The sequence below is a fragment of the Teichococcus deserti genome (genome assembly GCF_001982615.1).
GTDB classification, from domain to species: Bacteria; Pseudomonadota; Alphaproteobacteria; order Acetobacterales; family Acetobacteraceae; genus Pseudoroseomonas; species Pseudoroseomonas deserti.
This window is the reverse complement of record NZ_MLCO01000120.1, coordinates 1-6,857: the sequence shown is the minus strand read 5'-3', so window position 1 is coordinate 6,857 and position 6,857 is coordinate 1. Positions and strand designations below refer to the sequence as shown.

General features: G+C 69.3%; 7 protein-coding genes. All 7 read right to left on the bottom strand.

The genetic code is table 11. From position 1 onward, the window contains the following. Positions 1-53: 53 nt before the first annotated feature. Positions 54-1,535 carry a carboxypeptidase M32 gene (locus tag BKE38_RS13820; RefSeq protein WP_076957892.1) on the bottom strand — a complete coding sequence of 494 codons (1,482 nt, stop codon included), beginning with the start codon at positions 1,533-1,535 and terminating at the stop codon, positions 54-56. After that, positions 1,519-2,220, bottom strand: coding sequence for an SURF1 family protein (locus BKE38_RS13815; protein ID WP_076957891.1), 702 nt, complete (start codon positions 2,218-2,220; stop codon positions 1,519-1,521). Before BKE38_RS13815 ends, BKE38_RS13820 begins: the two co-directional genes overlap by 17 nt. Before the next feature lie 64 nt (positions 2,221-2,284). Next, positions 2,285-3,136: a cytochrome c oxidase subunit 3 gene (locus BKE38_RS13810; RefSeq protein ID WP_076957890.1), complete on the bottom strand. Its 852-nt coding sequence runs from the start codon at positions 3,134-3,136 to the stop codon at positions 2,285-2,287. 105 nt (positions 3,137-3,241) lie between these two features. After that, on the bottom strand, positions 3,242-3,910 hold the full coding sequence (locus tag BKE38_RS13805) for a cytochrome c oxidase assembly protein (RefSeq protein ID WP_076957889.1): 669 nt from the start codon (positions 3,908-3,910) through the stop codon (positions 3,242-3,244). Positions 3,911-3,935: 25 nt separating this feature from the next. Then, a complete protein-coding gene (locus BKE38_RS32085; RefSeq protein WP_165694186.1) occupies positions 3,936-4,109 on the bottom strand; it encodes a hypothetical protein in 174 nt (57 codons plus the stop codon). Next, positions 4,106-4,948, bottom strand: coding sequence for a heme o synthase (locus tag BKE38_RS13800; protein ID WP_408887423.1), 843 nt, complete (start codon positions 4,946-4,948; stop codon positions 4,106-4,108). The genes BKE38_RS32085 and BKE38_RS13800 overlap by 4 nt, the downstream gene beginning before the upstream one ends. A 154-nt stretch (positions 4,949-5,102) precedes the next feature. Then, positions 5,103-6,704, bottom strand: a complete 1,602-nt coding sequence (ctaD, locus tag BKE38_RS13795; RefSeq protein WP_076957887.1) for a cytochrome c oxidase subunit I — start codon at positions 6,702-6,704, stop codon at positions 5,103-5,105. Positions 6,705-6,857: the final 153 nt, after the last annotated feature.

The following is a 6,857-nucleotide window of genomic DNA, read 5'->3' as shown; positions in this document are numbered from 1 at the left end:
GGCTCCGCCCCCCGACCCCCGCCGGGGGGATACGATCCCCCCGGACCCCGCGATCAATGCGCCAGGTAACGGCTGCGCAGATGCGCCATGAAGTCGGACGGGTCCAAAGGCTTGCCCGTGGCGTGGCGCAGCAGGTCCTGGAAGCCCAGCCGCGAACCCTGGGCATGCACCTTCTCGCGCAGCCAGCCCATCAACGGCGCGAAGTCACCTTCGGCCAGGGCGGCATCGACATCGGGCACCGCGGCACGGACCGCCTGCATCAGCTGCGCGGCGGCCATGGCGCCGAGCGTGTAGGACGGGAAATAGCCGAAGGCGCCATCATGCCAGTGGATGTCCTGCAGGCAGCCCCGCGCATCGTCCGGCACCTCGCGGCCAAGCAACCGGCGGAAGCCCTCGTTCCAGGCGCCGGGCAGGTCGGCCACCGCCAGCTCGCCGCCGATCAGCGCCCGCTCCAGCCGGAAGCGCAGGATGACATGCGCCGGGTAGCTGATCTCCCCCGCATCGACACGGATGAAGCCGCGCTCCACCCGGCGCCACAGCCGGCCCAGATTCTCCGGCGCATAGGCCGGGTCCTCGCCGAAGACCTCCGGCAGCTTGCGGCCCAGATAGGACAGGAAGGCATCGGAGCGGGCCGCCTGCATCTCCACGATCAGGCTCTGCGATTCATGCGCCGCCATCCCCGCCGCCTCGCCCACCGGCTGGCGGGCGAAGTCCAGCGGCAGGCCGCGCTCATACATGGCGTGGCCGGTCTCGTGCAGCACGCCGAGCAGCGCCTGGGCAAAGCTGTCGGGCGTGTAGCGGGTGGTGATGCGGACATCGGTCGGCGTGCCGCCGCAGAAAGGATGCAGGCTTTCGTCCAGCCGCGCATGGGCGAAGTCCAGCCCGACCCGCCCGGCCATCTCGCGGCACAGCGCCTGCTGGGTGGCGGTGGCGAAGGGTCCGGCGGGCTCGCGCGCGGCCGGCTGGCGGGCCTGGGTCTCTTCCGCCTGCGGCAGCGCCTCGACCAGGAAGGCTTCATAGGCGGCGAAGATCGGCTCCACGTCGCCGGCGCCGATGCCGCGCTGATAGCCCTCCATCAGCGAATCATAGGGGGTCAGGCCGGTCACCGCCGACAGCGCCGCCGCAGTCTCCCGCTGCAGCCGCACCACCTCTTCCAGGAAGGGCCGCACCTGGGCGAAATCGGATTTCGCCCGCGCCTCGCGCCAGACGGTCTCGCAGGCGGCATTGGCCCGGGCGCTGGCCTCGACCAGCGCGCCCGGCAGGGCGGTGGCGCGCGCCTGGGCATGGCGCATCAGATCAAGGTTGGCGCCGTCCCACGCGCCGCCGGCCTCCGCCTCGGCCAGGTCGGCGGCCATGCCCGGCTCGGTCATCAGCTGGTGCGCGAGGCCCGCCAGCGTCGCCAGCTGCTCGCCGCGGGCCGCGGCGCCGCCCGGCGGCATCACCGCGGCAGCGTCCCAATGCAGCATCGACTGCGCCTCCCCCAACGCGCCGATGCGGGCGAAGCGGGCCTTCAGGCGGTCATAGGCGGGGTTCATCGGCAGGCTCCTTCAGGCGGCGGCGGGCAAAGGTGATGAACACCCCGAGCTCGGCCAGGGCCAGCCCGTACCAGGTGATGACATAGCCGAGGTGGTTGTTGGCCGGCCGCGGCAGCGAGGCCGCCGGCATCGGGAGCACCCCGCGCTGCGGCGCGCCCAGCGCCACCAGGGCGAAGGGCGCCAGGCCCGGCGCGCCAATGGCCGGGCCGATCACCGCCGGATCCATGGTGTAGAAGCGTTTTTTCCCGAGATCGTCGCGGGCGGCGAAGGAATCGGCCTGCTCGCCGGGGCGGACATAGCCTTCGATGCGGACCGTCCCATCCGGGCGGTCGATGGGAAGAACGCCTTCCAGCGGCACCCAGCCGCGCAGCACCAGCAGCGGGGGCGCGCCGTCGCGCTCCAGCGGCGTCAGCAGCTGGGCGCCCAGCACTCCGCCACGCACCTCGAGCCCCAGCAGCGCTTCCCGGTCATGCCGGAAGCGGCCATCGGCGAAGACCTTGGTCCAGGGGGTGGGGGCGGCGTCGTCCAGCGGGCGGGCCGGACCGGCCTCGGCGCTGGCGAGCTCGGCCAGCAGCGCCGTCTTCCACTGCAGCCGCTGCCACTGCCAGGTGCCGAGCCCCAGCAGGATGACGAAGACCGGCAGCCCCGCCAGGAGCGGCAGGCGCAGGCGTCGCCAGGCGGTCATCAGAAGACGGGATGCATCAGGGAGGAAAGGCCCGGGACCGGCAGCGGTCCCGGGCGGCGCAGCGTCAGTGCTGCACGAGCTCGCCGGCGCCCAGCACGTAGACGCAGACGAAGAGGAACAGCCAGACCACGTCGACGAAGTGCCAGTACCAGGCGGCCGCCTCAAAGCCGAAATGGCGCTGCGGGGTGAAGTGGCCGGCCTTGGCGCGGAACCAGCAGACCGCCAGGAAGATGGTGCCGACGATCACGTGGAAGCCGTGGAAGCCGGTGGCCAGGAAGAAGACCGAGGGATAGATGCCGCCGCCATGGAAGGCGAAGGGCGCCTCGGCATATTCCACCGCCTGGAAGAAGGTGAAGAACAGGCCGAGGATCACCGTCAGGCCCAGGCCCTGCAGCATCCCCTTGCGATCACCTTCGATCAGCGCATGGTGCGCCCAGGTCACGGTGCAACCGGACAGCAGCAGGATCAGCGTGTTCAGCAGCGGCAGGTGGAAGGGGTCGAAGGTGTGGATGCCGGCCGGCGGCCAGATCGCCTTGGCCGCGCCCGAGACATGCTCGGGGTAGAGGGCGAAGTGGAAATAGGCCCAGAAGAAGGCGACGAAGAACATCACCTCGGAGGCGATGAACAGCAGCATGCCGTAGCGCATGCCCAGCCGCACCACCGAGGTGTGCACGCCCGGCGTCCGCGCCTCGCGCACCACGTCGCGGAACCAGAAGTACATCGAGACCAGCACGCCGAGCAGGCCGACCCCGAAGACCCAGTGGATGCCCTTCTGGGCGAAGAGGATGATGCCGAACAGCATCAGCCCGGCCGCGAAGGACGAGGTCAGCGGCCAGGGGCTGGGATCGACCAGGTGGTAGGGGTGCTTGTTCACGGGCGGGTGGTCGGCTTCCACCGTCGGGGTGCTGCTGGCCATGGGGCTTCCTGGACTCGACTGCAGGGGAACTGTCTTACTTGGCTTGGCGGGGCAGCCCGCCAGTGCCTGGCATCAATCCCCAAAAACGCTTGGGGATCAACCCTCTCACGGAACGGATCTGGGGCTTGGCCCGTTGCCGGCGCCGACCGGGGTGGCATCCGACGCCCGGCCGACATGCGGCCCGGCCTTGGCGATGGCGCCCGCCCGCTCGGCATCCGCCAGGGTGCGGAAGAAGGTGTAGTTCAAGGTGATCGTGCGGATGTCGCGCGTCTCCGGATTCTCGGCGATCTTCGGATCGACCCAGAAGGAGATCGGCATCTCGGCCTGCTGGCCGGCGGCCAGCGTCTGCTCGTCGAAGCAGAAGCAATGCACCTTGTGGAAGAAGGGCCCGGCGATCTCCGGCGTCACGTTGTAGGTCGAGATGCCGGTGGAGGGGCCGCCCGACTGACTGGCCGCGGTGTAGAAGGCCAGCGCCTCCTCCCCCGGCTTGACCTGCATGCTGTTCTGCCCGGGCTGGAAGCGCCAGGGCAGGCCGGGATGGGTGTTGGCGCTGAAGCGGACGGTGATCATCCGCGCATCGGCCGCGGCGCCGGGGGCGCCCGGGCCGCCGATCATCGGCGTGCCGCCATAGCCGGTGACGGCGCAGAACAGGGTGTAGAGCGGCACCGCGGCGAAGGAGAGGCCGAGCATGCCCCCCACCACCACGGCGGCGCCGAGCGCCACGCGGCGGTTGCGGCGGGCGAGCTCCGGATCTTGCGGCCGGCTTTGCGGCATGGACGGTCCTCCCCCTGGTCCTGGCTCAGCCGCTGACCGACATGCGGGCCATGGCGACGAAGTAGAACAGGCCGACGAGGCCCAGCAGCGCCAGCATCACCGCCCAGTTCCGCCCCCGCCGCCGCCGGATGAAGGCTTTCTTCTCATCCTCGGTCATGTTGGTGGGGCTGCCCGGGACGGCGTTGGTCTTGGCGGTCATCCGAAGATCATCCGGTCGGCGGCCAGCGCCGCGAAGAGCAGGAACAGGTAGAGGATGGAGAACTTGAAGGCGTAGCGCGCGGGCGCGTCGTTCGAGCGGCTGACGCCGGCCTCGTCCTGCACGTCGCGCTTCACCCGCCAAATGGCCTCGAGGAAGAAGCCGCCCAGCACCAGCGCCGCGGCGCCATAGGCCAGCCCGGCCATGCCGATCACGGTCGGCAGCAGGCCGAGCGGCGCCATCACCAGGCTGTAGAGCCAGATCTGCCGCCGCGTCTCCTTCGCGCCCGCCACCACCGGCAGCATCGGCACGCCGGCGCGCTGGTAGTCGCCATTGGCGAAGAGCGCCAGCGACCAGAAATGCGGCGGCGTCCAGACGAAGATGATGGCGAACATCACCAGCGCCTCGACGCCGAGATTGCCGGTCACCGCCGCCCAGCCGATCGCCGGCGGGAAGGCGCCGGCGGCGCCGCCGATGACGATGTTCTGCGGCGTCCGGCGCTTCAGCCACATGGTGTAGATGAAGACATAGAAGCCGATCGACCCGGCCAGCGCCGCGCCCGCCACCCAGTTGGTGGCCAGCCCCATGACGACGACCGAGGCGATCGCCAGGAAGATGCCGAAGGTCAGCGCCGCCTGCGGCCGGATGCGGCCCGCCGGGATCGGCCGGCTGGCGGTGCGCCGCATCACCGCGTCGATGTCGCGGTCGTACCACATGTTGATGGCGCCCGAGGCGCCGGCGGCCACCGCGATGCAGAGGATGGCGGTCGCCGCCAGCACCGGGTGGATGTGCCCCGGCGCCACCAGCAGCCCGACCAGCCCGGTGAAGACCACCAGCGACATGACCCGCGGCTTGAGCAGGGCGATCCAGTCCCGCACCTCGCTCAGGTCAAGCTCGCCCGACGCGCCGAGGGGGGCCGAAGCCCCCCCCAACTGGATATCGGTCTTGATCGCGCTCTCGCTCATCAGACTAAAAACCCTGGGTCCTTGGGCCCGCTCAGCGGATGCGGGGCAGTTCGTCGAAGGTGTGGAAGGGCGGCGGCGAAGACACCTGCCATTCCAGCGTCGTGGCACCCTCGCCCCAGGGATTGGCCGCGGCCTTCTCGGAGCCCATCAGGGTGCGGAAGCAGACATAGATGAACACCAGGAAGGATGCCACTGAGACATAAGCGCCCAGGCTGGCGACCAGGTTCCAGCCGGCAAAGGCGTCCGGATAGTCCGGATAGCGGCGCGGCATGCCCTGGGCGCCCAGGAAGTGCATCGGGAAGAAGGTCAGGTTCACGCCGATGAAGGTCAGCCAGAAATGGATCTGGCCCCAGCGCTCCGGGTACTGCTTCCCGCTCATCTTGCCGATCCAGTAGTAGAAGCCGGCATAGATCGAGAAGACGGCGCCCAGCGACAGCACGTAGTGGAAGTGCGCCACCACGTAGTAGGTGTTGTGCAGGATGACGTCGATGCTGGCATTGGCCAGCTTCACGCCGGTCACGCCACCCATGGTGAACAGGAAGATGAAGCCGAGGGCGAAGAGCATCGGCGTCTTGAAGGTGATCGAGCCGCCCCAGATCGTGGCGATCCAGGAGAAGATCTTGATGCCGGTCGGCACGGCGATGATCATCGTCGCCGCCATGAAGTAGGCCCGCGTGTCCACCGAGATGCCCGAGGTGAACATGTGGTGCGCCCAGACCACGAAGCCGACCACGCCGATCGCCACCATGGCATAGGCCATGCCGAGATAGCCGAAGATCGGCTTGCGCGAGAAGGTCGACAGCACGTGGCTGATGATGCCGAAGCCCGGCAGGATCATGATGTAGACTTCGGGGTGGCCGAAGAACCAGAACAGGTGCTGGAACAGCACCGGGTCGCCGCCGCCGGCCGGGTCGAAGAAGGCCGTGCCGAAGTTGCGGTCGGTGATCAGCATGGTGATCGCACCACCCAGCACCGGCACCGAGAGCAGCAGCAGGAAGGCGGTGACCAGCATGCCCCAGACGAACAGCGGCATCTTGTGCAGCGTCATGCCCGGGGCGCGCATGTTGAAGATGGTGGTGATGAAGTTGGCCGCGCCCAGGATCGAGCTGGCGCCGGCCAGGTGCAGGCTGAACAGCGCCATGTCGAGGCCCATGCCCGACTGGTAGGTGCTGTTCGACAGCGGCGGGTACAGCGTCCAGCCGGTGCCGGCGCCGCCCACGAACAGGCTGCCGACCGCCAGCATCAGCGCCGGCACCAGCAGCCAGAAGCTGATGTTGTTCAGCCGCGGGAAGGCCATGTCGGGCGCGCCGATCATGATCGGCACGAAGTAGTTGCCGAAGCCGCCGATCAGGGCGGGCATGATCACGTAGAAGACCATGACCACGCCGTGGGCGGTGACCGCCACGTTCCAGGCCTGGCCGTCGGCGAAGATCTGCATCCCCGGCGACTGCAGCTCCATGCGCATCAGCAGCGACAGGCCGACACCCACGAAGGCCGCCAGCACCGCGAAGATGATGTAGAGGATGCCGATGTCTTTGTGGTTCGTGCTGAAGAACCAGCGCGCCACGAAGCCGGGCGTGTGGTCGTGATGGCCGTGGCCATGATCGTCATGCGTGTGTGACGCGGTCGCCATGTTTGTCCGTCCGTCCCGCTTCTCGTACCGTCTCGTGAGGCCGCGTCAGCGGCGAAGCTGCGCCAGCTGCGTGCCGGCCTCGGGGTCCTGGGCCGCCGCCTGGGAAGCAGCCGGGGCCGCGGCGACCTGGGCGGGGGCGCCGGAGCCCTGGGC

What these genes read in the sequence shown, in the direction of transcription:
- BKE38_RS13820 (WP_076957892.1), bottom strand. Translation starts at nt 1,535, where the DNA reads ATGAACCCCGCCTATGACCGCCTGAAGGCCCGCTTCGCCCGCATCGGC.
- BKE38_RS13815 (WP_076957891.1), bottom strand. Translation starts at nt 2,220, where the DNA reads ATGACCGCCTGGCGACGCCTGCGCCTGCCGCTCCTGGCGGGGCTGCCG.
- BKE38_RS13810 (WP_076957890.1), bottom strand. Translation starts at nt 3,136, where the DNA reads ATGGCCAGCAGCACCCCGACGGTGGAAGCCGACCACCCGCCCGTGAAC.
- BKE38_RS13805 (WP_076957889.1), bottom strand. Translation starts at nt 3,910, where the DNA reads ATGCCGCAAAGCCGGCCGCAAGATCCGGAGCTCGCCCGCCGCAACCGC.
- BKE38_RS32085 (WP_165694186.1), bottom strand. Translation starts at nt 4,109, where the DNA reads ATGACCGCCAAGACCAACGCCGTCCCGGGCAGCCCCACCAACATGACC.
- BKE38_RS13800 (WP_408887423.1), bottom strand. Translation starts at nt 4,948, where the DNA reads ATGTCGCTGGTGGTCTTCACCGGGCTGGTCGGGCTGCTGGTGGCGCCG.
- ctaD (WP_076957887.1), bottom strand. Translation starts at nt 6,704, where the DNA reads ATGGCGACCGCGTCACACACGCATGACGATCATGGCCACGGCCATCAC.